General features: G+C 47.1%; 19 protein-coding genes. 14 read left to right on the forward strand and 5 right to left on the reverse strand.

The features are described 5' to 3' along the window. Window positions 1-820 precede the first annotated feature (820 nt). The 5 genes from QUB63_RS15295 to QUB63_RS15315 all read left to right on the forward strand — a co-directional run bounded on the left by QUB63_RS15295 (window position 821) and on the right by QUB63_RS15315 (window position 7,139). The gene (locus QUB63_RS15295) at window positions 821-1,897 is read left to right on the forward strand and encodes a permease (protein WP_332946105.1); all 1,077 of its coding nucleotides are present in this window, start codon (window positions 821-823) and stop codon (window positions 1,895-1,897) included. 136 nt (window positions 1,898-2,033) lie between these two features. After that, a complete protein-coding gene (locus QUB63_RS15300; RefSeq protein ID WP_332946106.1) occupies window positions 2,034-2,822 on the forward strand; it encodes a TIGR03943 family putative permease subunit in 789 nt (262 codons plus the stop codon). Between the two features lie 251 nt (window positions 2,823-3,073). Then, window positions 3,074-4,456 carry an oligosaccharide flippase family protein gene (locus QUB63_RS15305; RefSeq protein ID WP_332946107.1) on the forward strand — a complete coding sequence of 461 codons (1,383 nt, stop codon included), beginning with the start codon at window positions 3,074-3,076 and terminating at the stop codon, window positions 4,454-4,456. A 202-nt stretch (window positions 4,457-4,658) separates the two neighbouring features. After that, window positions 4,659-6,227 (forward strand): hypothetical protein, encoded by a 1,569-nt coding sequence (locus QUB63_RS15310; RefSeq protein WP_332946108.1) that lies wholly within the window; start codon window positions 4,659-4,661, stop codon window positions 6,225-6,227. 345 nt (window positions 6,228-6,572) lie between these two features. Then, complete coding sequence (locus tag QUB63_RS15315) at window positions 6,573-7,139, forward strand: hypothetical protein (protein ID WP_332946109.1); 567 nt, start codon at window positions 6,573-6,575, stop codon at window positions 7,137-7,139. A gap of 98 nt (window positions 7,140-7,237) precedes the next feature. Here QUB63_RS15315 and QUB63_RS15320 read toward each other — a convergent pair whose 3' ends face one another. Beyond that, entirely contained in the window at window positions 7,238-7,417 is a 180-nt protein-coding gene (locus tag QUB63_RS15320) for a hypothetical protein (protein WP_332946110.1), read from the reverse strand. 408 nt (window positions 7,418-7,825) lie between these two features. On the opposite strand from QUB63_RS15320, the gene QUB63_RS15325 reads away from it, so the two are divergent. Both QUB63_RS15325 and QUB63_RS15330 read left to right on the forward strand, forming a co-directional pair. After that, window positions 7,826-9,181, forward strand: a complete 1,356-nt coding sequence (locus QUB63_RS15325; RefSeq protein ID WP_332946111.1) for a sensor histidine kinase — start codon at window positions 7,826-7,828, stop codon at window positions 9,179-9,181. Between the two features lie 114 nt (window positions 9,182-9,295). Beyond that, window positions 9,296-10,672, forward strand: coding sequence for a sensor histidine kinase (locus tag QUB63_RS15330; protein ID WP_332946112.1), 1,377 nt, complete (start codon window positions 9,296-9,298; stop codon window positions 10,670-10,672). A gap of 196 nt (window positions 10,673-10,868) precedes the next feature. On the opposite strand, the gene QUB63_RS15335 is transcribed toward QUB63_RS15330, so the two are convergent. Continuing rightward, the gene (locus QUB63_RS15335) at window positions 10,869-11,648 is read right to left on the reverse strand and encodes an ion transporter (protein ID WP_332946113.1); all 780 of its coding nucleotides are present in this window, start codon (window positions 11,646-11,648) and stop codon (window positions 10,869-10,871) included. A 260-nt stretch (window positions 11,649-11,908) separates the two neighbouring features. Here QUB63_RS15335 and QUB63_RS15340 point away from each other — a divergent pair, with 260 nt between their 5' ends. The 3 genes from QUB63_RS15340 to QUB63_RS15350 all read left to right on the forward strand — a co-directional run bounded on the left by QUB63_RS15340 (window position 11,909) and on the right by QUB63_RS15350 (window position 14,938). Next, window positions 11,909-13,645 (forward strand): TerD family protein, encoded by a 1,737-nt coding sequence (locus tag QUB63_RS15340; protein WP_332946114.1) that lies wholly within the window; start codon window positions 11,909-11,911, stop codon window positions 13,643-13,645. A 278-nt stretch (window positions 13,646-13,923) separates the two neighbouring features. After that, window positions 13,924-14,445, forward strand: coding sequence for a hypothetical protein (locus QUB63_RS15345; RefSeq protein WP_332946115.1), 522 nt, complete (start codon window positions 13,924-13,926; stop codon window positions 14,443-14,445). Window positions 14,446-14,593: 148 nt separating this feature from the next. Beyond that, window positions 14,594-14,938 (forward strand): NAD(P)H-quinone oxidoreductase subunit M, encoded by a 345-nt coding sequence (locus tag QUB63_RS15350; RefSeq protein WP_332946116.1) that lies wholly within the window; start codon window positions 14,594-14,596, stop codon window positions 14,936-14,938. 133 nt (window positions 14,939-15,071) lie between these two features. On the opposite strand, the gene QUB63_RS15355 is transcribed toward QUB63_RS15350, so the two are convergent. Beyond that, on the reverse strand, window positions 15,072-15,506 hold the full coding sequence (locus tag QUB63_RS15355; RefSeq protein ID WP_332946117.1) for a hypothetical protein: 435 nt from the start codon (window positions 15,504-15,506) through the stop codon (window positions 15,072-15,074). Between the two features lie 719 nt (window positions 15,507-16,225). Between QUB63_RS15355 and QUB63_RS15360 the strand changes: the two genes are divergently transcribed. Further along, window positions 16,226-18,568, forward strand: a complete 2,343-nt coding sequence (locus QUB63_RS15360; protein ID WP_332946118.1) for a PP2C family protein-serine/threonine phosphatase — start codon at window positions 16,226-16,228, stop codon at window positions 18,566-18,568. 440 nt (window positions 18,569-19,008) lie between these two features. Here QUB63_RS15360 and QUB63_RS15365 read toward each other — a convergent pair whose 3' ends face one another. Next, a complete protein-coding gene (locus QUB63_RS15365) occupies window positions 19,009-19,704 on the reverse strand; it encodes a CsgG/HfaB family protein (RefSeq protein WP_332946119.1) in 696 nt (231 codons plus the stop codon). 673 nt (window positions 19,705-20,377) lie between these two features. Here QUB63_RS15365 and tnpB point away from each other — a divergent pair. The 3 genes from tnpB to QUB63_RS15380 all read left to right on the forward strand — a co-directional run bounded on the left by tnpB (window position 20,378) and on the right by QUB63_RS15380 (window position 23,700). After that, a complete protein-coding gene (tnpB, locus tag QUB63_RS15370; RefSeq protein WP_332946120.1) occupies window positions 20,378-21,538 on the forward strand; it encodes an IS200/IS605 family element RNA-guided endonuclease TnpB in 1,161 nt (386 codons plus the stop codon). A gap of 82 nt (window positions 21,539-21,620) precedes the next feature. Then, on the forward strand, window positions 21,621-22,922 hold the full coding sequence (locus QUB63_RS15375) for a valine--pyruvate transaminase (RefSeq protein WP_332946121.1): 1,302 nt from the start codon (window positions 21,621-21,623) through the stop codon (window positions 22,920-22,922). 217 nt (window positions 22,923-23,139) lie between these two features. After that, window positions 23,140-23,700 (forward strand): Uma2 family endonuclease, encoded by a 561-nt coding sequence (locus QUB63_RS15380; protein WP_332946122.1) that lies wholly within the window; start codon window positions 23,140-23,142, stop codon window positions 23,698-23,700. A gap of 28 nt (window positions 23,701-23,728) precedes the next feature. Here the strand turns inward: QUB63_RS15380 and QUB63_RS15385 are convergent, their stop codons facing one another. Then, window positions 23,729-25,933, reverse strand: a complete 2,205-nt coding sequence (locus QUB63_RS15385) for a caspase family protein (RefSeq protein ID WP_332946123.1) — start codon at window positions 25,931-25,933, stop codon at window positions 23,729-23,731. Between the last annotated feature and the right edge of the window lie 243 nt (window positions 25,934-26,176).

Below are 26,176 nucleotides of genomic sequence, written 5' to 3' on the forward strand. Positions count from 1 at the left end.
AGCTCAGCAGGCGAGTAGCTGAGTTTTTTGGTCTGCATTCCCCTGGCAAACTGCTTGTTAAATTACACAAAACACTGACAATGGTAAATGACATTTTACCACCTCAAGTATTAGACAAGATCGAGTATCACTGAGATAGATGCGCCCTGGCAATTATGCCTGACTTTATTTTATATTGGCTTGAGGGGTATTAACGCTTGGTTCGAGTATTTAACTATTAATTAACCTAGAGTTAAATTCTTAACCTGTTGTTAACAATAAATTAAATTACGGAAAATTATAATTAATCGCCCGTACAATAAAATCCGAATGGCCCGATCGCCCGCCTCGCCCTCCAAGATACCGCCGCCCGATCGCCCGCCTCGCCTCAAATACCGCCCGATCGGTTTGCCCGCAGACTAAGACCGTCTAAAAAAGCTTGGCGATTCCATTATTGATTGGCTGATCCCGGCGAATCAGGCAGAAATATTGAGCGAAATTTAAACAATTTTAATGATTTTAAATTATTCAATTTATCGGGATTTATTAAATTACAATTTCTCGCAATTTTATTTTAAAAAGCAGCAAAAAAACCTCATATTCAATTTAAAACCTATCATTAAAAGTCAGGAAACATCGAGATCCTAAGCGATATCTGCACGGAAACGGCACGGCGCCGTGTCCTTACCCGAATCTGCGACTTCTAATGATTGTTATAAGATTGAGGATTGTCGCAAAAAATTTTCAACTGAATTTTAACTTAGCGCTGTGAAGAAGGTATGATCGACAGGGGCTCAGCCAAAAACTTGAAACTAAATACCAATTTACCAGTAGGCGATCGATGCAACCAGTCCTAACAAATCAGTTAAACAATGCTTTTACCCTGTTTCTCAGCTTATTAGTAGAAGCAATACCTTTTCTGCTGCTGGGAGTTTTATTCTCAGGTTTGCTGCTGGGGTTTGTAGACGAACGCAAACTCGTATCCCGCATCCCGCGAAACCCGCTGCTGGGGGCTTTGGTGGGTAGTTCGATCGGCTTTTTGTTTCCCGTGTGCGAGTGCGGTAACGTGCCCGTAGCCCGCAGGTTGCTGATGCAGGGAGTGCCCGCACCAGCCGCGATCGGCTTTTTACTCGCAGCCCCCACCATCAATCCCGTGGTAATTTGGGCGACTTGGACGGCATTTCGCGATCAGCCAGAAATTGTAGTTTTGCGGGTAGTCTTTTCTCTCTTTATCGCTACAATTATCGGCTGGGTATTCAGCGCCCAAACAGACTTGCGGCCTCTGCTACACCCCTCTGTAGCCCGCGCGATTCCCCTCCCAAAACCAGAATTTTCCGACAAAGAACTACTCCTGACCAACACTTCGCCACTGTTGCAGTCGGGGACATTTATGCTCGGTCAGGGGGGTGCAGTGCCGATCGAATCTTTGCTACAAGACGAGTGGAAGCCCTTACAAACAGGCAAAACAGACAAAACCTCGAAACGTTCCTCCATGTTTCACCGGGTTTCTAAAGAGCGCCTGCGCCTGCTTTTAGATACTATGGTACAGGAGTTGCGCGAATTGGGAGGAGTTTTGGTCATCGGAAGTGCGATCGCTGCCATCATTCAAGTTGGCGCACCCCGCGAACTAATTCTCAACCTCGGCCAAGGCCCCGTTTCCTCGATTCTCGCCATGCTGCTATTAGCCGCAGTCGTCTCGATTTGTTCTACAGTAGATGCTTTTTTTGCCCTATCTTTTGCTTCCACATTTACCAGCGGTTCGCTGTTAGCATTTCTCGTGTTCGGCCCGATGATTGACCTCAAAGGCATCGGTTTAATGCTGTCTATTTTTAAAAGTCGAGCCGTCATTTACTTAATGATTTTGGCTGCTCAGTTAACCTTTTTAATGACCCTCGCCGTCAACTTGTATCTGGGTTAATAAATTGCCCCCAACCCCTAAATAACAAGATATTCCCAATTCGCAATTCGCAATTCGCAATTCCCAATTCGCAATTCGCAATTCGCAATTCGCAATTCCCAATTCGCAATTCCCAATTCCCAATGACTATTAAAAAATGAATCTTAAAAAAATTAGTCCCTGGCTGGACGCCCTAGCTATCTTAGCGTGGGGAATATTGCTCCTCAAATATTGGATCACCGGCAAATTAAGCATTCTCATTCACCCGAATTACTTTGGGTTGACTGTAGCGGGAGGAATCGGCTTAATGGTGATTGGCGGGTTGAAAACTTGGGAACTCTTAAAGGTCGATCGCACCAAAAAGCAATCCCGGACATCGCCAGCAAATAAATCTCTCAGAAGCACAGAAGTTGAACACGTTACTTTATTTCCCCCCAGTATCGGCAGCACCTTAATGTTGAGCGTCGCATTAATCGGCTTAGCCACAACGCCCCGCACATTTACCAGCCAGACAGCATTAGAACGAGGCATCACCGAATCCCTGCCAATCACCAGACTGCAACCGCAAGAATTTCGCAATACTACAAAACCCGAAAAGCGATCGCTCGTCGAATGGGTGCGTCTGTTAAATTTCAATCCCGAACCAGATACATACAGAGGTCAGAAAGTCAAGGTTCAAGGATTTGTAATTCACCCGCCCAACCTAGCAGAACAATATCTGTGGATCGGGCGTTTTATCATTACCTGCTGCGCGGCGGACGCCTATCCGATCGGGTTGCCGGTAAAATTACCGATCGGTCAAAGCCGCGCCGCCTTTGCCCCAGACAGTTGGCTAGAAATAGAAGGAGAGACGATCGTAGAAGAACTGCAAGGGAAGCGCAAATTAATTATTCAAGCATCTTCCCTAAAACCAATTTCTGAGCCAAAAAACCCTTATGATTATTAGACGTGGTGCAAGGCAAGAGATTAAATTTTAGCTGGGCGATCGCGAGATGGGCGTCCTGCAGCGGGCAACTATAATCTCGCGACTGGAAATCTGTAGTATTTGAGATTGTGGGATGGGATCTTGGGCCCGTCCTCCATAGCGCAATTAACACAAGGTAAAGTCAGCTATAAAAGTAGCAGCAACATCCTGTAGGAGTTGCCAACAGGAAATTCAGCAACTAGACTCGTAATTAGAAAATAAGTTATCACTATATGTCATCTGAAAAAAAATTAGCGATCAAAGGCGCTTTCTGGACGATCGCCAGCTATGGAAGCAGTCAAATTATCCGATTCGGCAGCAACCTGATCCTGACGCGCCTGCTGTTACCAGAACTATTTGGTCTCATGGGTCTAGCCTACGTTTTCATTGCAGGTGTCCACCTATTTACAGACATAGGTCTGGGCCCAAGTATCATCCAAAACAAGCGTGGAGAAGAACCCGAATTTCTCAACACCGCTTGGACAATGCAAGTTCTTCGCAGTGTTTTTATTTGGTTTTGTTTAATTTTAATCACTTGGCCAGTTGCTAATTTCTATCGAGAACCCCGTCTCCTGTGGTTGATTCCCATCATCAGTATAAATACTCTACTCGGAGGGTTTAAATCTACTTCCGTATCCATTCTCGAACGCAAAATGACAGTTAAGAACGTAGTAATTTTTGAGTTGGTCATACAGCTCATTTCTACTACAGTCATGATTGTGTGGGCATGGTTCGATCGCAGTATCTGGGCTATCCTCGCAGGCGGTCTGACTAGCTCTTTAGTGGAGTTAGTATGGAGCCATTTTTTGATTCGCGGTCATTCAAACCGCTTTGCTTGGGATCGAGAGGCAGCTAAAGAAATATTTTCGTATGGAAAATGGATATTTTTGTCTACGGTTTTATATTTTCTGTGTTCTCAAGCCGATCGCCTAGTTCTAGGCAAAATATTTAGTTTAACAATGTTGGGCATTTACGGCATTGCTTTTACCCTCGGCGATATGCCTCGTCAAGTAATGATCGCCCTCGCAGGTCGGGTAATTTTTCCCTCTATTTCGATGCTAGCAGACTTGCCTCGCGAGGAATTGCGCGCCAAAATCCTCAAAAACCGCAACTTGATTCTGATCCCTTTAGCGCTAGGCTTAGCAATTTTTGTGAGCTTTGGAGATCAGCTAATTTTAACAATGTACAGGAAAGAGTATATGGCAGCATCTTGGATGATGCCAATCTTGGCTTTAGGTATCTGGCACACGACTATCCACAATTTGATGGGTTCTTGTTTGTTAGCTATCGGAAAATCTCAGTACGCAGCTATGGGCAATCTCGCAACTTTCTTGAGTATCGCTATTGGCATCCCAGTAGGATATCATTTTATGGGTAATTTAGGTGCTGTGATTGCTGTAGCTGTCGGTGACATTCCTACTTATTTAGTAGTTACCTACGGCCTTAGGAAAGAAGGGCTAACTTGTTTTTGGGAGGATATCAAGTTGACAGCACTGTTTTTAGGGGTACTAGCAATTATACTTTTTGTGAGAATGTCTCTGGGTGGCGGGCTACCGACAGATCACCTATCACCTGACGATCTAATACGGAGCCATGACATATTTAAGTATAAGTAGATTCTTAGTAGGTCAGTTTAATTCAGTTAGGGACGCACCAAAACTTTCATAAATCGGTTTTTATTGTCAAAAGACAGAGGTGGCAGCCCTTTCTGTTGGTAAAAAAATAGGTTTCTGAGGGTCGGGAGTGCGCCCAGGCCTGTAAAATTTAAGAGGGAAAATTTGGCAGTGATTTTTCAGCAGAAATAGGAGAGAAAGATTTGTGAGTATTTTTAACAAAAAAATTAATCCTTCACCCTTCGCTATTGGGCCGTTCAAACAGCCGATCGACCGCACGGCGATCTTCCTCATCCTAATGCTGAGCATCTTTATGGGACTGTTGCTGCTGGGCGGCGATCGCACAGCACCCAGAGTGCGAGAATTTAGCTGGGAAAACAAACAAATCGGCGCCGCAGATACCGGCTTTATTCTCAACTTCTTTCGCCCGATGAACCACTCCACCGTCGAGGAAAACTTAAAACTAGAACCGCCCCTCCCCGGAAAATTTAGCTGGGCGGGAAGGCGCATGGCTTACACCCTCAAAGATCCCGCACCCTACGGCGTTACCTACACATTAAAACTCGCCGGAGCAACCGACAAGTATTTGGGAGAAAACAACCAAAATAAAGGCACGCCAATTCAACCGTTTAGCAGTTCCTTTCGCAGCCGCGATCGAGCTTTTGCTTACATCGGCGTTCAAGGCGAAACAGAAAGCAGATTAATGCTGGTCAATCTCACCAGCAGCGAATCCAAACCGATACCGCTGACTCCCAAAGATTTAGTTGTCACCGATTTTAAACCGTATCCCGACAGCGATCGCATTTTATTCTCCGCCACAGATCGATCGATCGCCCGTACTGGCGGCACCCTAAATCAAGAACTATTTACAGTCACCACCGGCCTCAATCCCCAATCCCCCGGAGAAGATCCCCAACCGCCGCAGCCCGCAGGTAGAATCGACAAACTCCTAGACTCCAAAGATTACCAAAACCTCAAATTCGACCTCTCAGCCGACGGAAAAATCATCATTGTCCAGCGCGTCAACCGCAGCAATCCCGGCGATTTCAGTCCTTGGATTTTAGAAGAAAAAGTTGCGCCCCGAGCATTGGAAAATCAACAAGGCGGAGATTTTATGATTCGCCCCGACAGCAAATCGATGGTAATATCTCAAAAACAAGGATTAGCGATCGTCCCCCTCAAACCAGAAGCAGACCCCGTAGAATTTTTGCCAAAATACGAACAAGTATTGGGCATGGCCCGCGACAACTCCGCCGCCGCCTACGTTAAATACAACAGCGACTACACTCGATCGCTTTTCATCTTAGACAACCAAGGCGCCGAACAAGAAATACTGCGCATTCCCGGCAGCATAATCGCCGTTTATTTCGACCCGCGCAAAAACAAAGACAACCAATTCCAGCGCCTCTACTGCTTGCTAGCCGAACGCCTCAAAACAGAAAGCTACAAAGAACAGCCTTTCATCGCCGCCATCGACCTCAAAAAAGATGGTACTCGTTTGGTAGGAACCATCAAACCGCTGCTAGTTTTGCCCAACCAATTAGATACCCAAATCAGTTTATCCCCCGACGGACTGGCATTAATTTTCGATCAATCAGTCACATCAGCAAAACCCACAGCAGCAGACAGTCCCCGCAACGACAGCGGACAGTCGATCGCCGCGGGCCGCCTCTGGGTGTTGCCCTTATTAGAAATACCTGCAGACGGTTCTCCCGCAAAAGTACAGCCCGAAGAACTTCCCTTTGCCGGCTATCACCCCCGCTGGCTTCCCTAAACCGATTTTCGCATTGAAGCATTGGGGATTTTCGATTGACCGATATTGGTAAATATCAAGAGGGTAAGCTGCTTATGGGCGAATCCGGCCTTTAAATGTGCTTGTGGCGCACCCTTTCTGAGGAAACCCGGTTGATTCGTAGATTTTTCCTTGCCAAACCTCTTATTGTCCTAGAAACCGGGTTTTTGAGCGTAAGTCCTATTTTAAATCCGCAAGCGTCAGTCCTAAGATGGTGATTTTAGATTTTAGATTGAGCGATACTGATAAATATCAAAAACAAAGACAACCAAATCGCCAGCCTGCAATCTCAAACCTAAAACCTCAAACCTAAAATCTAAAATTCCCATGACTCCCGAAGAAATTAGCAATACCCTTAAAAACTTATTCGGCGAAAGTGTTGAGACGCCCGCCCCTACTTCTTGGCAAGTACAAACCCCCAAATTTCGCCTCTTAGTCCTGCTTTCGGAAGACGGAAGTTGGCTGCGGATTTTGCTGCCGATCGCCGATGCCCAAGAAGCTGAACCGTTTTTCGATAAACTGCTAGAAGCTAACTTTGACACCACCCTCGAAACTCGCTACGCCGTACATCAAAACGTTTTGTGGGGAGTATTTCAGCACAGTTGCGCTACACTCGCCGCCGCCGATTTCTCGGCCGCCGTCACCAGACTGCTAGCTTTGCAAGAACGAGGTTTGTCCGACTTTTTCGGCGGTTTGATCGAAAGCCGCATCCGTCAAATCATCAAAGCTGCGAAGATGCAGGGACAGTCCATAGAAACGACCCTTCAGACTTTAGACCGTTTTTACGCAGAAGGATTGATGGGCGAAATGGAACTCGGGCGAGAGTCTCGCGAACAGACTCTCGGCGCTTGGCGCTATCAGCTAGAACGCCTTTGGCCGGAGGTGGAACCCTGAGACGATTTTAGAATTTAGATTTTAGAATTTAGATTTGCCAAAAACTGACGACCATCGGGGGTTGGAAACTGGCCTGCATTTGCATTATTGCTTAAATGCTAGACAATCTGCCGATTTTTCCCTCCAGCCGAAGTCTTGACGGTTGGGGCCTCAAGTTCATTGGACGATCCATCGCCCATCCGCGCCCTCGACCCCTCGATCCATGCCCGTAGATTCACCGATCGCCCGCTATCGCTGTTCTGCAATTCCCTACCAGCACCGGAAAAATAGTATAACATACAACAAAAATTCCTTTATAATTTTTTAACATTTTCTGAAAACACGCGATCGCATGGTATATCATGGTAAAAAGTTGACAGCAGAGCTCCGTAAGTTCCACAAAAGCTTCGATGGTTTAAGATTGATTGAGAAACCAAATCTTTAAATAGATGATCGCGAAAATACATAAGTAGTCAAAAGCGAGTGAAACGACTCAATCGCAAAAGTTTTCATCGCTTTACATTCTGTTACACAGTCGGGTTTATTTACACCTACCTACTTAGCAGACAATGCCAGGGCGATCGAGTTTTCCCATCGGGTGCTGTTGTCATCAGACAAATTAACAATTACCCGCTACCAATTCCCCTTTACCAATTAATAGCAACTTAACTTATCCATCAATACAAAATTTAACAGGGGTTTCATCTATGTTTGCTGTGCGTGAGATTAGCTCGGAGTTATCAGTGTTGCATATACCTGAGATTTGTACTTGGAATATCTGCTTAGAATCAACTCTCCAAGACCTGCCGCTATACAACTGCCAAATTGAATTAACTCAACAGGCAAAAGAAGTAGCCCGGGCTTTTGAAGAAAATTCCATGCTTCCCGGCGTCATTTTGACCGATAGGGGTAATTTTGTCGGCATAATATCCAGGCGTCTATTTTTTGAAAGAGTTAACCGCCGCTACGGGTTAGAAATGTTTTTCAAGCGACCCATAGAGGTATTGTACAGGTTTTCCAAGCAAGAGCTGCTCGTGCTTCCCGGCAGTAAATTAATAGTAGAAGCAGCCACCGAATCGCTTTACAGGTCAGGAGAATTAGTTTACGAACCCGTAGTAGTCGAACTAGCACCCCAGACGTACAAACTGTTAGACGTACACCAATTAATGGTCGCTCAAGCCCGAATTCACGAATTAACAAATAAGTTGCTCCAAAAACAAACCCAAGCCAAACTCATCCAAACCGAAAAGATGGCGAGTTTGGGGAGGATTGTAGCGGGAGTAGCCCACGAAATTAGAAATCCGCTGAACTGTATTTGGGGGAATTTGACTTTTCTGCTGTCCTATTTTGAAAACTTGCTTCAGCTCATGTCAGCTTATGAAGCAGAATATTCGGAACCGTGCCCCCGAATAGATGCCCTAAAAGAAGAAATTGAATTGGATTTTTTACAAGAAGATTTGCCAGTCACCTTAGAAGGGATGAAGTGGGGAGCCTCGCAATTGCTAAAAATAGTCAACGGGCTGCACCACTTCTCTCACATGGACGAGACAAAGCCCGTGGATACAGACATTCACGAATGCGTGGAGATGACGCTGTTAATTCTGAAAAACCGCTTTAAAAATGGCATAGAAGTGGTAAAAAATTACGGCGAACTGCCCCTAGTTAGGGGCTACTCCGGTCAGTTGAGTCAGGTGTTTTTGAATTTGTTAGTTAACGCACTAGACGCCCTGACAGAGTACGCAGCCGATCGAGAACTACATACCCAGTGCCCGGACAACTGGCAGCCAAAAATCGAAATTACCACTAAAGTGGTAGAAACCGCAGACGGCAAGCGGGCAGCAATTAGCATTACCGATAACGGGCCCGGCATTGCCCCAGAAAATCAGCAGCACATATTTGACACATTTTTTACCACTAAACCAGCAGGCAAAGGCAGCGGTATGGGGCTGGCGATCAGCCATCAAATCGTCACAGAAAAGCACGGCGGGCAACTGAACTTGCGATCGCAGCCCGGCCGCAACACCGAATTTGAAATTCTCCTGCCAATAGTTCGCAAAACATGATTAACTCAAAGAACAGTCTCGGCTGTTCGCTCATCCAAGTGAAATGATAGGCTAGCTTAGTAGTAGGTTTTCATTTCACTTTCTCTTCGGGTGTTTCGGCAACTCAAAGTTCCAGTGGCAAATACATTCAGTTCCAAACTACCAGGCCCTTCACTCTCCGAAGGCAGCCATCAAGACCTTTCCCTAGAGTCTACCCTGCGAGATTTGCCCCTGTATCAATTTCAGGTTAAATCGACCTGCTTGGCTGTCGCAGTTGCCGAAATCTTTGAACAGCATCCCCTGGTGCCGGGAGCCATCTTGCTGCAAGCAGGAGAGTTTGCTGGCATGATATCTCGCCGGCAACTGCTGGAATATTTGCTCAAACCCCAGGGCCCCGAGCTATTTTTGCATTTGCCGCTGAAAATTCTCTACAGTTACGCTCGCGTCGAAATATTATTGCTCGCAGAGAGTACAACCATTTTGACAGCAGCTCAACAAGCTCTGCGCCGATCGCCCGAATTGCAGTCAGAACCAATCGTAGTCCAAATCGACACCCAATCTTACCGACTCTTAGACCCTCACGCACTAAACATCGCCTACTGGCAAATTCGCGGCATAGAAACTCAAGTCCGCTACGAAAGAGCCCAAACACAAATGATTCAAAGCGAAAAAATGGCAAGTTTAGGCCGTTTAGTCAACGGAGTAGCCCACGAAATTTTAGATCCGGTAGGCTTTATTTGGGGAAATTTAACCTACGTCAGCGACTACAGCAAAAACTTGATGGAGTTGCTTTCAGTTTACGACGCGCACTGTACCGAGCCTCCGCCGGAAATAGCGCGGCTCAAAGAAGAGATAGACTATGACTTTTTGCAAAACGATTTCCTCCGAACAGTTGCCAGCATCAAAGCCGGAGCCGAACGTTTGAGCAAATTGGCAAGCAGTTTGCAAAATTTCTGCCACATCGACGATGTTTATCCCAAACCAGCCGACTTGCACGCCAACATAGACAGCATACTATTGCTGCTCAAAAGTCGTTTGACCAGGGAAATCAAAGTAGTGAAAAACTACGGCCACCTGCCACCAGTGCCGTGCTATGCAGGACAGCTCAACCAAGTATTTATGAATATCTTGACCAATGCTATTCATACATTAATTAACGAAGCAGTCGGTCAAGAATTAGCGAGAGAGTTCAATAGTGGAGGACTCAAAGACTTCGATCGCCAGCCTCAGATTGACATTACGACTCAAGTGTGCTGTCCCGAACCTGCGAGCGATTTGGACAAACTGCACGTCCGCTGGGTTTCGATTCGCATAGCAGATAACGGCCAAGGAATGTCACCTAGCAAGTACAAAAAAATCTTAGAATCATTCTCTACCGAAAAACGCGCCCTCAAAGAAACCAGTTTAGCAGTTAGCTATCAAATCGTGACAGGCAAACACGGCGGCGCATTCAGAATGCGATCGGAATTAGGCATCGGTACCGAATTTGAAATTTTGTTACCTTTAGCTTAAAGAAGGAAGAAGTCATTAGTCATTAGTCATTAGTCAGCAGTCAGTAGTTATTAGTTATGGGTTATTAGTTATTAGTTATTAGGAAAAATACTGCTACATATAAATTAGAGGCAATCTTCTGTAGGGAAACGGCAATGCTGTGTCCCTACCTGAAAACTGCTGTAACAGTCAACAGTCAACAGTCAACAGTCAACAGTCAACCATTATCTAACTGAGTGCCGCACATTTTACAAAATCTAGCATTAGCATCATGTACAGACCAACCGCAGCCTTTACAAACAGTTTCTACCTGATTAGCAGTTTTAACTAACTGTTTAATCAAATCCCCCAATTGCCAAGGAATCAGAGCAATCCCCGTCACAATCATCAAAATAGTCAGAAAACGGCCGGATTCTGAAATCGGAGTAACATCCCCGAATCCCACCGTCGTCATCGTGACAACCGAGAAATAAACAGCATCCAAAAAAGTCCCAAAACCTTCGGGATTTGCCGGATGTTCGACTTGATAAATCAAACCCGAATAAACAAAAATTATTGCGAGCAAAGTAAACAAAATCCGCGAAAAAATCACCCCATCTTCGCTGCTGATGCGAAAAACCGAATTTTTCAATTCCAGAAAGCGGATGAGTCGGAGAATTCTAAACCAGCGAAAAATACGGATAAAACTGACATTGACAAATCCCAGTAAAAATGGTAGTATCGCCAGCAAATCGACGATTGAGAAAAAACTAAAAATAAACTTAAATTTATAGTCAGCGCACCACAGCCGCACTAAATACTCAACAGCAAAAACGACTAAAAGGGCTGTGTCGAGAGTTTGCAATCTAATTCTAACAGGTTCGGAAATCGGGTAAGTTTCGGCGATAAAGCTGGCAGTAGATAGGAGAATGAGTGCGGTAATAATTAAACTGACCGTTCTCCCTGTGGGCGTTTCAATGTCTTCTAGATAAAAGGCAATTTGTTTGCGGTTTAACATAAATAATCTGTATTGTGTATTGTAGTATTATGCAGGACTCGGCGGTTGAAACCGCGTCTTGTCAAACGAAGTCGGCGCAACGCCCGACTCAAGAATAAAGAATGTATTAAAGACAGATTTAGTATAATTCCCGTAGGGGCGGGTTCACGCCTTGTCTGTAATACAAATGAGTAATCTGGTAAACCCGCCCCGCCCCAACCTGCCGCTAATCGCTTAAAATATCGAAAGCGCTAATTTAAAATATCAGGTAATTATCCAACATGAGCATCGAATTAACGAAGGGCGATCGGTTTAATCTTTCTAAAGAAGCTCCTGATTTCAATAAAGTTGCGATCGCCCTGGGGTGGCAAGTCAGCCAAACAGCACAAAACTACGACATTGACGCATCTGTTTTCATGTTAGGCACTGACGGTCGAATTCCCGACGAAAAATATTTTGTATTTTACAACAATTTGACATCGCCAGACGGCGCGGTGCGGCATTCGGGAGATAACACAACGGGACAAATCGAAGGCGATGACGAGACGGTTTATGTGGATTTGAGTCTAATCAATCCTGTTGTTCAGGAAATAGTGTTTGTTGTTACTGTTCACGACGGACAGGCCAAGAATCAAAATTTTAGCAGCGTAAAAAATGCTTTTATCCGGCTTTACAATTTGGAGAGTGGGAGCGAACTTGTTCGGTATAATTTAAAAGAGGTTTTTTCGCAAGAAACGGCTTTAGAGTTTGGACGTTTGTACAGAAAGAGTGGTGAATGGAGATTTCAGGCTGTAGGACAAGGATATAATGCTGGGTTGCAAAGTTTTGTTGACAAGTATCATGTTGAGAATGCGGTGAAAAGCACTGAGAATGTGGCTGTGAAGCTTGATGATGCTGAGGTTTTGAGGCGATTTAGCGATCGGGTGGATCGGTTATTGCGCGAAGAGGCGATCGATCCGACACCGATTCCAGTATCTAGGGAAGCGGTAAAACAGCCAGTTGCTACTCCTGTAAATGCGGATACTGTGGAATCTGATGCTGACCAAATAAGTGATGATTCTACTCAAAAAAGTCAAGAAGCCGCTGTTACTGCTGAGGAATTTTGGAAACGGTATGAAGAGGGAGAACGCGACTTTACAGGGATTAACCTAGCAGGAGTGGATCTAAGTGGCAAAACTCTCGACTCTAATGTCAGTTTAAGTCAAGCCAACCTGAGCAATGCCAATCTAGCAACTGCCAACTTAACAGGGGTAAATTTGATTGGAGCTAACTTGCAAGAGGCAAATTTGAACTCAACAAACTTGCACACTGCTGATTTGATTGAAGTTAATTTAAGTGGGGCCAACTTAACCCAGGCAACCTTGTATTGTGCCAGACTAATTCAGGCAAATTTGAGTCAAGCCAACTTAAGCGAAGCAAAGTTAGATAGCGCCAACCTGACTACAGCAAACCTCAGTAGAGCTAACTTAACTCAGGCAAGTCTGCATAATGTTAACCTGACAGGAGGAGACCTAAGTCAAGCGAAGGTAACTAAAGTCAACCTAAGTTATGCAAACCTCAGCGGCGTTAACTTAAATGGGGTAAGTTTGATAGGGGTCAATCTTGCAGGAGTCAACCTGAGCAACATGAATCTAAGTGGGGTAAGCTTAACAGGGACAAACTTAAGTCAAGCTAACCTCAGAGGAATTAACTTGAGTGGGGCCATTTTGACTGGGGCTTATTTTCGGGGAGCAAACTTGGATGGGGCCAACCTAACAGGGGTAAATTTGGTTGGAGTAAACTTTGAGAGTGTTAATCTGAGTGGTCAAAACTTTAGCGGGTTCAACCTCTCTGGAGTTAACCTGAGCTTCGCCAACTTGAGTGCAGCAAATCTCGCTTCAGCCAACCTGTGCGGTGCAAATTTGAGTTATGCAAACCTAGAAAAAGCTAACCTGAAAGATGCCAATTTGGTTGGAGCAAATATGGATCGCGCAAAACTCGCAGGTGCAATTATGCCAGATGGCACAATTCACGAATAAATTCGATCGCCAATATTAAACAGCAAGGTGGGCAATGTGTTGGTGTCAATTTAACCGAAAGTCCGCCAGGGAATGAATTCCCTGGCGTCGGGCAAAAGTCCTCGCTATGAGGACTAATGAGTTCTTCAGTCCTCATAGCGAGGACTTAAGCTATGAGGCAGGGGTTTAAACCCCTGCCGGACTGAGGGAAATAGCGTTAAATTGACACCAATGGTGTGCATCGCCCTCCATAAAAATAAAGTATGATGAGTGTGAAATATCAAATACATAGATTGTCGATGAATGAATCTGACACAGAAATTATAGAATCGACCCTCAGATGGATGACGGAGTTTGTCGAGCTACCGCATCCAGTTTTCAGCGATTTACCGATTTGTCCCTTCACTAAAAAAGCACGCTTGGCCAATCAAATTTTATTCAAAATCGAGCCGTTTTCAGCGCTGACTCAGTTCGATGGAGATTCTGCCATCATGAAATATATTCATGAATTTTGCAAATCAGAATTTGAAATAATGTTAGTAATTAATCCCGAAAAAAATGCAATTAGTGCGCCACAAACTAAAGAATTGATAGAAAAACTGAACAATCAGATTTCTGAGTTGGGCTTGCTGGCTTTTCACACTCATCCCGAAGAAGATTTTAATATTGACGGGCTTCATACTAGGAGGATGCCGTATCCGGGCTTCACCGTTCAAGTAAATTCCAAGCTGAAGCCAGCTTCCGATTCTTTAGAGAAAACTGAATATTACAAAAATTGGACTGCCGAACAACTACAATATTTCGGGATTCCGAGAAATTGACGATCGCCCTTCCCCCCTTCCCCCTTCCCCCTCTCTTCCTTCGCGAATGAAAGCGTCTTCGCGGTTCAATCCTCCCCATCCCCTGTTCCCCGCGCATCTCCCAGCCATTACAATAGGTTCAGGAAAAAATCTTTACAAATAAGAACTCATGCAGCTCAAGTCAACAACCCGCCATATTCGCATCTACACCGCCATCCTCGAAGACAACGAACTCGTACCCAGCAACGACCTTTTGACGATCGACATTGACCCAGACAACGAACTCAACTGGAACGACGAGTCCGTCAAACAGGTATATGCCAAATTTGACCAACTCGTAGACTCCTACGAGGGCGAAGACTTGACCGAATACAACCTCCGCCGCATTGGTTCGGAATTGGAACACTTGGTGCGATCGCTCTTACAGAAAGGTCAAATCAGCTACAACCTCAACAGCCGCGCTGTCAACTACAGCATGGGACTTCCCCAAGTTGATGCCAAAATTCACCTGTAAGGGGAGAGGGGGAGAGGGGGAGAATGGGAGAGGGGGAGAATGGGAGAGAGGGAGAAAAATCTTCCTTCATCCTTCATCCTTCATCCTTCATCCCTCGGACTTCCTTCGGCTACGCTGGAAGACAAGTCTTCCTTCATCCTTCATCCCTCGGACTTCCTTCGGCTACGCTGGAAGACAAGTCTTCCTTCATCTGACTTCCATCTTCCTTCTTCCTTCTTCCTTCTTCTTCACTGCCGATAATTTGTGCGTCTGTGGCGCTATGGTGGGGATCAACCCCATAATTGGGCTCGCGATCGCGCTGCAAAAACTGTTTTACCGCAACTTGGCGGTTGGTCATAAACTGACCCCAAGCGCCCGGAAACAGCCCATCCAAGGTTTCCACCAGCGCCCAAACCTCAAGATTCATCACTTTGTAGTAGTAAGCGTGAGAACGCTGAATCTTAGTCAGCATTTCGTCTACCTCAACGGCAGGCAGCAGCTTGGGCTCGGGCAAATTCTCGGGAAAGGCGCTTGACTCATGTAGGGGCATGGTTAAAAACTCAACAGCTTGCAGAGGCCGATCGGTCAATTTCAGATTTGAGATTTGAGATTTGAGACTTTAGATTAAAAAATTGATTCCACAGATGAATCTGGGGGCTGGAACTAATATCTAATTTTTGGGGCTGCTCACGACTCCCGTCGGGAGCTTGTATCCGTATGCGGGTAAGGTTAAATTTAACTTTACTTGCCTTGCTGAGGGCGCGAGGCACGGATCGGGCGATCGGCACAACCGAGAATTGATATTTATTTATACCAGCAGGCTCAGGTGATTTCTACGTACCTGCATCCTAGCATCACAGTCAGTCTAAAATCTCAATTCGCGCTCAGGGCCCAGATTGCTTGGGAAATTGGCACTCTCAGGAATGCGATCGAAACAGCCTGCTTTCAAGCCTCCTGACGATTGGCCCGGCAAGAGAAAGCGTCGAGTCCTGAAAGCTGATGCCAAGATTTTCTCGGCGCCTACAAAATGGTAGACTGTTTTTGTCAGTACAAAACATTAAAACCTACCCCTGGGCTGGGGGAAAGTGACGCCTAAAACATTGTCAGGAGATATGACTGCGCACATAAAAGTGCAAACGTGGTGAGCCTGGGAACCTGAAAAATCAGGATATTAGGACTGTAAAGTCTTATGAATCCCCGCGTGCTGAGAAAGCGGGGGTGTACAATAATCGCCACGTATCAACCCGTCGAGGTTCAAGCGCTAAAATAGTTCAGATCAGCACGGCCCAAAGGCGTCAGGAACCAAACATGCAAAACTCTGTGCCAAAACACTACTTGTGGGCTGTAGGTGAAGGGATCAAAGCGTGTAAACCGGGCGATCTGATTGCGGGTCGCTATTTGGTCAAGCGCGATCGACTTCTTGTCGATACTCAACCCGAACAGTTGCCGGAACTGCCCGAAGAGATTCCGAGCGCGATCGCTCCTTATCTGAGACTGTTTGCCTATCAGTTGCACGTACCTCAAGTATACGGACTGGTATCGCCTGCGACGAGCAAGCTCTCGGGAGATATCTGGCTGCTGGAAAACGCTCCTATTTTCAAGGTGACGGAATCTTTAATGCCGGAATTGGCGGACTCCTGGAAAGGATCTGCGGCGATGCGACAGCTCAATTGGCTGTGGCAAATTGCCCAAATTTGGCAGCCGTGTATCGCTCAGGGCGTGGCTTCGACGCTGCTGACTCCGGAACTGCTGCGGGTGGAGGGGCAATTGGTGCGCTTTCTGGAATTGCAGCCCGATCGCAAACCGCCTAGTTTGTCCCTGTTGGGCAAATTGTGGCAGCAGTGGATCGATGATGCTCACCCGGCGATATCCAATTTTTTGCGGCAGCTTTGCCAGCAAATGGTGGCCGGTCAAGTGCGCCACGGCGAACAACTGATGGGCCAGTTGGATAAAGCTCTGGCAAAATGCGGCCGATTTTACGATCGTCACGTTGAAATTGCCACGGGCACGGATGTCGGTAGAGCGCGGGCTCACAACGAAGATGCTTGCTATCCGCCCAGCGGTACGGTGTTCGCCGGACTCCCGGGATCGTCGGCTTGCGCGATCGTCTGCGACGGTATCGGCGGACAAGACGGCGGCGAAGTCGCTTCGGAATTGGCGATTGCTGTGCTTCAGGAAAAGTTGCAGCTTCTTCCCCTCCATCAAGCTAATTGGGACCCCAAAAGCCTGACTTCCAAGCTGGAACGGGCCGCTTGTGCTGCTAACGACAAGATCGCCGGCCGCAACGACACCGAACACCGCCAAGGCCGCCAGCGGATGGGAACTACCCTAGTTATGGGTTTAGCTCACATTCACGAACTCTACGTCGCCCACGTGGGAGACAGTCGGGCTTACTTGATTACCCGCACCGGCTGCTATCAAGTTACTCTCGATGACGATGTAGCTTGCCGCGAGGTGCGTTTGGGCTACTCCCTCTACCGGGATGCTTTGGAACAAGTCGCCGCTGGAGCTCTGATTCAAGCTTTGGGCATTACTTCTTCCAACACTCTGCACCCGACTGTGCAGCGTTTTCCGGTGGATGAGGATTGCGTTTTGCTGCTGTGTTCCGACGGTTTGAGCGATAAAGACCGGGTTGAGCAATGTTGGGAAGAGGAGATTTTGCCGATTCTCGACGGTAGCATTAGTGTGGCGAAGGCGCGCGATCGGCTGATCGAGATTGCTAATACTAGAAACGGCCACGATAACGTCACTGTTGCTTTGATTCACTGTCAAGCACATTTGAGGGAAGAAAGCAATACTTTTACAGAATTGTCGGTGGCACCTTTAGATGTGCCGATCGAACTAATTGCCGACAGCGAGGATATGCCAACAGATTTGACCGAGAGCACAGCCCTTGGCGATGCTACTTCTCAACTGAGAACGCAGTTGGTAAAGTCGCCGGACAAAAGCAAAAGTCTATTTTCGCTGCTGGTGAAAATTGTATTTTTGTTGGGTTTGGGAGGTGTATTTGCTTATTTTTTCATCCCTCCGGTGGGTCGGGCGATCGATACTGCCGGGGAGTCGCTTTTCGGGAAACGCGGTTTAATTAATGCTAGAAGCAGACCGGAGAAAACTGTGGAATCTGTACCTTCTCCGGTCAAGTCTTTAGAAAAAGGCTCGTTTATAGAGATTAAAAGTTCTGCGGTTGGCGAATGGGGCGCATTGGGCGATCGCTTGGATTTGCGAGTCGCAATCGGTGAGTCGCCCGTTAAAGGAACAGTCCCTGCCGGCAGCGTTTTGCAGGTGACAAACAAACAGCTTACGCCTCAAGGCAATTGGCTGGAATTGAAAGTTTGCTCGATTCCTGAAATAGTGCGGTCGAACTCTCCCAAACCCAAGTCAAATAAAGATTTTTCTACTGTTTCAACACCCGCAGTCAGTCCATCTGGCGCTGTAGCAAGTCCCTCGCCTTCCCCCGCTGTAGCAAGTCCCTCGCCTTCTGGCGCTGTGGGGCCAACAGTGGCAGTAGAAAGCGCCAAGCTGCAAGCGGGGGAAATCGGATGGATTCAAGAACAAGATGCCGTTTCTAAGGTAGCTTCCAACCCGACTCCCAACCCGAATCTACAGGGGAAATGTGCTGTTGGTTCAGACTCAAATCCTAATGCTAATTAATTGTCATCAGTCATCGGTCATTAATCCTTAGTTATACCAAGTCCGGTTAATTACTCGCAATCAAGGGTGTTTGTACTGAGGATTGAAGTCCGAGCGAGTTTTATGAGGACTAAAGTCCTCACTACAAACTAATAACAATTATGAAAAGTAGTGATACATATAGATTGTACGCGAGTAGGGAAACGGCACGGCGCCGTGTCCGGCGCCCGAAGGAGCGACTTTTAATAATTGGTATAAAAAAAATCAGTAGTTGTAGGGTGCGTGAGAGTGAGAAATCTTTAAATCAAACTATCAGACTATTTACAATCACGCACTCCTGTTAGCGATCGCACAATACCGACACAAACGAAAACGAGATCCGCCCTTTAAGATGAGAGAGGACTCTTCGTCCTCACTACAAACTTAACTAGAAATTTTTACCCGGACTTGATATCATTATGTTACGGCAATTTCTTAGAGACTTCTGCAAGTTTAGTCACCATTTGGGATACGGCTTTGTCAACTGCTGCGCTCAAAAGTCCATCTTCATTGCTACTGCCGGAATTGCCGCCAATACCTCTGACAGAAAAATTGGAATCGCTTTGATCCGCTTCTCCTACTGCTTTGGCGGTGGCAAGAATGTCTCCGGAAGCGGTACCGATTAACCGCACGTCTATTTGCACGGTTGCTTTGGTTTTTTGGGAACCGCCGCCGATGCCCATGAAACTGCCGCCGCCGGATTGTTTGTCGATATTAAACTTGGTAATGGTGCCGATGAGTACGGCGTCAACTCCTAGTTTTTTGCCAATTTCGGCTGCGGTGCCGGCATCCATTGTACCGCTACGATTTTCCTGTTTGAGCACTTGTTCGAGTTTGCTGCGATCGACTACTGTATAAGTGCCGTTGTTGACGAGTTCGTTGATTAGCAGTTCGCTGATGCCTTTGGCTGCGCCGACTCCTCTGTAGGAAGTGTAGTAGCTGTTGGTGGTGCTGTAGTCGAAGTCCATGACGACGAGGCGTTTTTTGGCGGTAGCTTGGGCGAGTTGGGTTGCGGGTTGGGTGGTGGCTGGTGTGGCGGTGGCATTGACTGAAATGCCTGCTAGCATTAGGGCGGCGAGGGAAATGCCGGTTAGGCGAGATAGGGTGGTTGTTTTCATGAATTTTTCCTCACAGTTGTTTTGTGCCGACTCTAGAATACTTCACGGAACCGCCGGATGTCAGGGTTGGGGGTGAGGGAGTGGGAATGTGGCAACGGGCGATCGGGTTTTGGTGTTTTTTGGCTTTCAAAAGGCTTAATTTTTGTTAATTAACCGCAGAGTACGCAGAGGAAACAGAGAAAGAGAGGAAGAGCTCGATCGAGGCTTTAATCCCTGATAGGGATGCGAGGGGTTTTCCGGCTGCGGGTGTTTTAAACCGTTGCTGTATTTGGTTTTCAAGGTTCGTTTCCGTCTCCATCAAAGAAAAGTATGATTTCAGCCTCCGCCTGTCAATACCCAACTTTTGACTTGTGCCTTGAAACTATTATCAGATAAAGGGTTCAGCATTTGAGTCTGGCGGCATAACCGCCGGAGGCATTTCTCCCTGACAAGAGTTGGATTACAGCCCCAAAATTTAACCCCTTGATTTTTACGCATACTAACAGACGCATTTTGAAGCAAAAAATCTAGCCCGATCGCCCAATGCAACCAAACTTACGCCGCTCGATCGTACCCTGACACCGATCGCACAACAGTTATCAGAAAAATTGGGTTTAAAACCTCCCCCTTGTAGGGGGACTTTACATTGAGCTGCGTTTTAGTTTACCATAGTATCAGTGGTTTGGTAAGCAATGTGTTAAAAGCCTATAAGTACAGAATCTATCCAACCGACGAGCAAGCGGTATTGCTGGCTAAGTCGTTTGGCTGTGCGCGATGGTTTTACAATTTTGCTCTCAATCTTACTAACGAAACCTACAAAGCAACAGGTAAAGGTTTAAGTCGTAATGAGATAATTAACCTACTACCATCTTTAAAAAAAGAACATGAATGGTTAACAGAACCTCCATCACAATGTTTGCAGCAAGCAGCCTTAGACCTGTCTACTGCCTTCTTAAATTTCTTTGAAAAGAGGGCTAAATACCCAAATTTTAAGAAGAAGGAACAAAAGCAATCTATTCGTTTACCTCAAAAAATAAAACTAGATGGTAGCTACTTAACTTTGCCAAAATTAGGTAAAGTTTACTGCAAAGTATCTCGATTGCCAGTCGGGGAATTAAAGTCGGTGACTGTATCTCTGACACCATCTGGGGAATACTATGCAGCTTGTCTCTATGATGACGGTAAAAACCAGCCAGATTCAACATCAGAAGGTAAAGCTGTAGGCATAGATATGGGATTAACTCACTATGCTATTACTTCAGATGGAACCAAGCACGGCAATCCCAAATATTACCGCAAATATGAGGTAAGACTTGCTAAAAAGCAAAAGCAACTCAGCCGCAAGCACAAGGGTTCTGCTAATAGGAACAAAGCCCGCATTAAAGTGGCTAGAGTCCAAGTCAAAATTACTAGATGCCGAGAAGATTTTTTACACAAACTAAGTCGTAAATTAGTTGACGAAAACCAAGTCATCGTAGTAGAGAATCTCGCCGTAAAAAACATGGTTAAAAACCACAAGCTAGCCCTGTCAATTACTGACGCTGGCTGGGGTAAATTTTGCACCATGTTAAAATACAAGACCCAATGGTCAGGGAAAATCTATATTGAAGTAGATCGATTTTTCCCGAGCTCAAAAACTTGTAATAACTGCTTGCATCACATAGATATTCTGAGTTTAGATATCCGTAGTTGGCAATGTCCTAAATGCCAAACGAGGCATGACAGGGATATCAACGCGGCTATCAACATCAGAGATGAAGGTTTACGAATCTTGGCGGGAGGGCATCTCGCTACTGCTTCTGGACAACGTGTAAGACCATCTAAAGGCACTGCTTTTAGAGGCGATGTTGGGTGAAGGAAGAATCCCCACGCCTTCAGGCTGGGGAGTTGTCAACATAGATAAACCGTCAACCTCTATCATTGTCCCTGCATTTACCATGAACCCTGCCCTCACTCAATTTGGTGCTCAAATGTCCCACCTCACGGGAGTTCGGGCAATTATGAAAGACATTATTGAAACTCTCAGAGCCGGCAACGGGCAGGAATTTATCAATTTGAGCGCCGGAAATCCGGTGATTTTGCCGGAAGTCGAGCAGTTGTGGCGCGATTGCACTGCCGAACTTTTGGCGGGCCCGGAATACGGCGAAGTCGTTTGTCGCTACGGTTCCAGCCAAGGTTATCAGCCCTTTATCGATGCGGTATTGGCCGACTTTAACCAGCGTTACCAACTCAATTTGACCGATCGCAATATCCTAATTACCCCCGGAAGTCAATCAATTTACTTCTACGCAGCCAACGCTTTCGGCGGCTACACCGCACCACAAACAGACATTTCCAATCCAAAATCTAAAATCCAGAATCTAAAATCGATCGTCCTACCGCTAAGCCCAGACTACACCGGTTACGGCGGCGTCAGCTTAATTCCCGAAGCAGTAGTCGCCTGCAAGCCAACCCTAGATATTGATACAGCGGCCCACAGATTCAAATACCGCCCGGATTTCAGCCAACTGTCGATCGACCAAACCACCGGTTGCGTCATCTTTTCCCGTCCCTGCAACCCCACGGGAAACGTCCTCACCGACGGCGAAGTTCAGAAAATAGCAGATTTAGCTGCCGCTTTCGACGTGCCCGTATTCGTCGATTCCGCCTACGGCCCTCCCTTCCCCTCCTTAAATTTTACCGAAATGACCCCGATTTTTGGCGGCAATATCGTGCACTGCATGAGTTTGTCGAAAGCCGGATTGCCGGGTGAAAGAATCGGAATTGCGATCGGCGATGAAGGAATCATTAAAACATTAGAGTCTTTTCAGACCAATATGTGCATTCACTCGCCGAGATACGGACAGGCGATCGCAACTCGGGCCATTAATTCCGGCGCTCTTGCCGACATTTCCCTCAACGTAATTCGCCCGTACTATAAAAGCAAATTTGCAATAGTTGAAACCACCCTAGAACAAGCAATGCCGAAAGATTTGCCGTGGTTTCTGCACCGAGGCGAAGGAGCAATCTTCGCCTGGTTGTGGCTGAAAGATTTGCCGATGACTGATTGGGAACTGTATCAAAAATTGAAGCAAGTCGGCGTAATAGTCGTGCCGGGAAGTTCTTTCTTCCCCGGTTTGCGGGAAGATTGGCAGCACAAGCACGAGTGTTTGCGCATTAGTTTGACTGCGACAAATGATGAGATTGAAACTGCGATGAAACGCTTGGCTCAACTGGTGGAAAAAGTTTATCGCTGCTGATATAAATCGCCAGCGGGGTTCGCGAACCTCAATCAGAATGCTGGCGGCGGCAAGATGATTGGGCGGGTTGGGCATCGCGCAGTGCTGTCCCCCGGAGCGAACTCCATCAGAATGCTGAATCGAAGTGCTGATTCATTCTTCCCTCTTCCTTCTTCACGCTTGACGAATTCCTTCGATCGACTACAATTTAATAAATATAATTAGAGGCACGGTAGTTATGGCAGTGCAATTAATCAAAAGATTACTCAGCGTGGAAGAATATCATTTAATGGGTAAAGCTGGTATTTTTCCCCAGGGCGATCGCGTAGAATTGATAGAAGGAGAACTTCTACAAATGGCAGCCATTGGAACTCGCCACGCCGGATGTGTCAACCGCCTCAACCGACTCTCGGCTGAATTTCCCGAAACAAGAGCGATTATTGCTATCCAAAATCCTGTTCAGTTGACCGATCGCACTGAACCTCAACCTGATGTAGTATTCCTACAACCCCGTGCTGATTACTATTCAACGGCACATCCTACACCATCAGAAGTTTTGCTGTTGATAGAAGTATCTGATAGTACGGTGGATTACGATCGAGATGTGAAAGTTCCCATTTACGCGCGATCGCAAATTGCAGAAGTTTGGCTAGTAGATTTAGAAGCACAATGCTTAGAAGTATACCGCCAGCCAAGACCCAACGGTTACAGTTTAATCCAAAAGTTTTGGCGCGGTCAACAAGTTTCGCCTCTAGCATTTCCTGATTGGGAAGTCAATATCGATTTCATACTCGGATAGTTGCAGAAAACATCCCCAATTCCCAAAACTAAACCACCCGATAAACAAAACTCAGAGTCGCCCAAACATTCACATCCAAAGCCAAATCATCCGTCGATATCCCCACCTTCTGCACCCCCGGAATGCTAGCCGCGTGCAAATCTTCCAGCACCGCCCGCGCCACATTTAAAGGATTCAACAACACCACCGGCAGAGCATCCCTCGTTTGCTGCATTTGGGCTTCCATTGCAGCCAGAGTGCGATCGAAGGGACTCTCACTAACTATAATTAAAGTTTCCGCCAAGCCCAAAGCCCCAGACACCGCCAAGCCCAAAGCCCCAGCCGCCGGTACACTCAAATTCTCCCCCGGAGCGATCGCCCGCGACATCCCCCCAGCAGCATTATTTTCGCCCTCAGCGCCGAACGCTGACAGCCTTCCCGCGCTGTCGGAGTCAAACACCGCAAAGTAAACCGGGCGATCGCTCTCATTATACAATCTGTACTGGACTCGGCAGCCGTTGGGCAGACTTAGTATATTAAGGTTGGCAGATTTCTCGCTGTCCGCGCTCAGGGGTTCCAGGCGATAATCACCGCTGGCTCGCACCGGCTCCCGCTGCACCATTACCCGCGCTTGCGGCGCCAGAGTTGCCAACACCGCCCGCACCTTCAGCCGCGAAGACCCCTCATTAGCAGTCAGCCGCAGCAACTTAAGAGCCAGCAGCGCTTTCAACTGCGGAGTCAACCGCTGCACCGCCACCTTAACCGCTTCTCCCCCGTCGCCCTGAGTGTCGGGAATCGGCAGTTGACCCACAGAAAACAAACCGTAGCGGCCTTGATACAAAGCAGGATCGTAAGCCGAAGGAGTCTGAGCGACAATCGTTTCCGGGACTCTACCGAACCGAAAGTCAGCCGGTTGCTCGCTCCCTACCGCCGAAACTTGCGGCACAGTCGCAAACGCACTGGTGGCGTCTACCCGCTCGATGCGTTCCAAGCCAGAGTCCAAAGCTACTGTCAAACCGATGTTTCGCGGCAATACCCGAATTTCTTCCCTCACCAATTCCCCGGCGGTTAATTGCCCGTTTGTACGATCGAGCTTATCTAAAATTTGAGCTTTAGCAGACAAACCCGTGCGCGCCCGCAGCAAAAGTCGTGAAGCGTAGCTATCGAGTAGGGAATCGCCCTCCATCGATTTAACAGACGAATCCACAGCAAACACCGAGCCCCCGCAGCACTCCAAAACCCCCGCCGACAACCCGCCCAGCCACAACTGCACAGTTTTGCCGCCGTCTTCCACCGCCGTCACAGCCCCATCAGCAGCAGCCGAATTCAACATTAAACTTGCCGTCAGCAGCGCAGGCGCTTTTAAATCGTCATGTCGAATTTGCGGTTGCTGCGATAATCCCGCCATTTGCTCGACTGTGCCCGCCGCGCGGCCCAAACTGACGCTGAAACTGCTCGCGGGAGTTGCCAACCACAGAGTTTGGGTGAGCGCGTAGGTAAACAAACCCGCAGTAAATCCGTTCCACTCTTGTTCGGCGGCGATTTGGGAATTGGCGGCCGCAGCAAGTACGGCGACCGCAGAACGGTATTTTTGGGGGGATATGAGACCTTCGGCAAACGTTAATTCTGCGAGGCTTGGCTGCCCGATGGTGGGGCGGGGACGGGAACGAATGCGAAAGTTGCCGTTTTTGGGGAAACCCGGATAGGTGTGGCTGGTGTCGAGGATGGCGATCGCATTTTCTGTCGCGAGCGATCGCACCAACTGCAGCAGCGTTTCCTCTAAAATATCGTTGACCGATCCGTTTTCTAACAGCGGCCAAACGTCATCCGCCGGCACTAAACTATTTTGCATTTTGCCGGGAGAGTCGATCGAACCGACTCGGCTACCGCAGCCGCTAAAGTGAAAAACTACAACATCACCGGGTTTTGCTTGTTCGCTCAAATGAGTCACAAAAGCCGTCTCGATATTTTCCCTAGTAGCTCGAGCATCAGTCAAAGTCAGAATGTCCGACGGCGCAAACCCAAACCGATATATCAGCAATTCCCGCTGCAATTCGACATCGGTGACGCAGCCGTGGAGGGGCGAATCTGGATATTTGTCAACGCCCACCAACAAAGCCAATTTACGGGCTGTTGGCTGGGCTAAAGCTTGGAGGTAGCGCGATCCCAACCGCAACCACAGGGCCTCGCTGATTCCCGTGGCGGCCAGCACCCGGCCAGCTTGCTGTAAAAATTCCCGCCGCTTCAGTCCCATTTTTCAATAGTTTTGGATTTTATGTTTTGAATTTTAAGTTAAATTCCCCTCAAAAATTTGAGGGGGATTTAATTAGATTGTGACTTACGAGGTAGAACCTCTATATGGGCGATGCACACCGCACCCCTCGCCCTCTAATTCGCGTCTAAAACCACTTTTCGCCTAAGTTTGTAGGGCGATGGACACCGCACTTTACCCCTATAATTCGCGTATAAAACCACTTTTTGCCTAAATCCAGTAGAT

Source organism: Microcoleus sp. ARI1-B5, assembly GCF_036705795.1.
Classification (GTDB): Bacteria; Cyanobacteriota; Cyanobacteriia; order Cyanobacteriales; family Microcoleaceae; genus Microcoleus.

Coding starts and splice junctions, on each gene's coding strand:
- QUB63_RS15295 (WP_332946105.1), top strand. CDS start 821: ATGCAACCAGTCCTAACAAATCAGTTAAACAATGCTTTTACCCTGTTT.
- QUB63_RS15300 (WP_332946106.1), top strand. CDS start 2,034: ATGAATCTTAAAAAAATTAGTCCCTGGCTGGACGCCCTAGCTATCTTA.
- QUB63_RS15305 (WP_332946107.1), top strand. CDS start 3,074: ATGTCATCTGAAAAAAAATTAGCGATCAAAGGCGCTTTCTGGACGATC.
- QUB63_RS15315 (WP_332946109.1), top strand. CDS start 6,573: ATGACTCCCGAAGAAATTAGCAATACCCTTAAAAACTTATTCGGCGAA.
- QUB63_RS15320 (WP_332946110.1), bottom strand. CDS start 7,417: ATGTTATACTATTTTTCCGGTGCTGGTAGGGAATTGCAGAACAGCGAT.
- QUB63_RS15325 (WP_332946111.1), top strand. CDS start 7,826: ATGTTTGCTGTGCGTGAGATTAGCTCGGAGTTATCAGTGTTGCATATA.
- QUB63_RS15335 (WP_332946113.1), bottom strand. CDS start 11,648: ATGTTAAACCGCAAACAAATTGCCTTTTATCTAGAAGACATTGAAACG.
- QUB63_RS15340 (WP_332946114.1), top strand. CDS start 11,909: ATGAGCATCGAATTAACGAAGGGCGATCGGTTTAATCTTTCTAAAGAA.
- QUB63_RS15345 (WP_332946115.1), top strand. CDS start 13,924: ATGAATGAATCTGACACAGAAATTATAGAATCGACCCTCAGATGGATG.
- QUB63_RS15350 (WP_332946116.1), top strand. CDS start 14,594: ATGCAGCTCAAGTCAACAACCCGCCATATTCGCATCTACACCGCCATC.
- QUB63_RS15360 (WP_332946118.1), top strand. CDS start 16,226: ATGCAAAACTCTGTGCCAAAACACTACTTGTGGGCTGTAGGTGAAGGG.
- QUB63_RS15365 (WP_332946119.1), bottom strand. CDS start 19,704: ATGAAAACAACCACCCTATCTCGCCTAACCGGCATTTCCCTCGCCGCC.
- QUB63_RS15375 (WP_332946121.1), top strand. CDS start 21,621: ATGAACCCTGCCCTCACTCAATTTGGTGCTCAAATGTCCCACCTCACG.
- QUB63_RS15380 (WP_332946122.1), top strand. CDS start 23,140: ATGGCAGTGCAATTAATCAAAAGATTACTCAGCGTGGAAGAATATCAT.
- QUB63_RS15385 (WP_332946123.1), bottom strand. CDS start 25,933: ATGGGACTGAAGCGGCGGGAATTTTTACAGCAAGCTGGCCGGGTGCTG.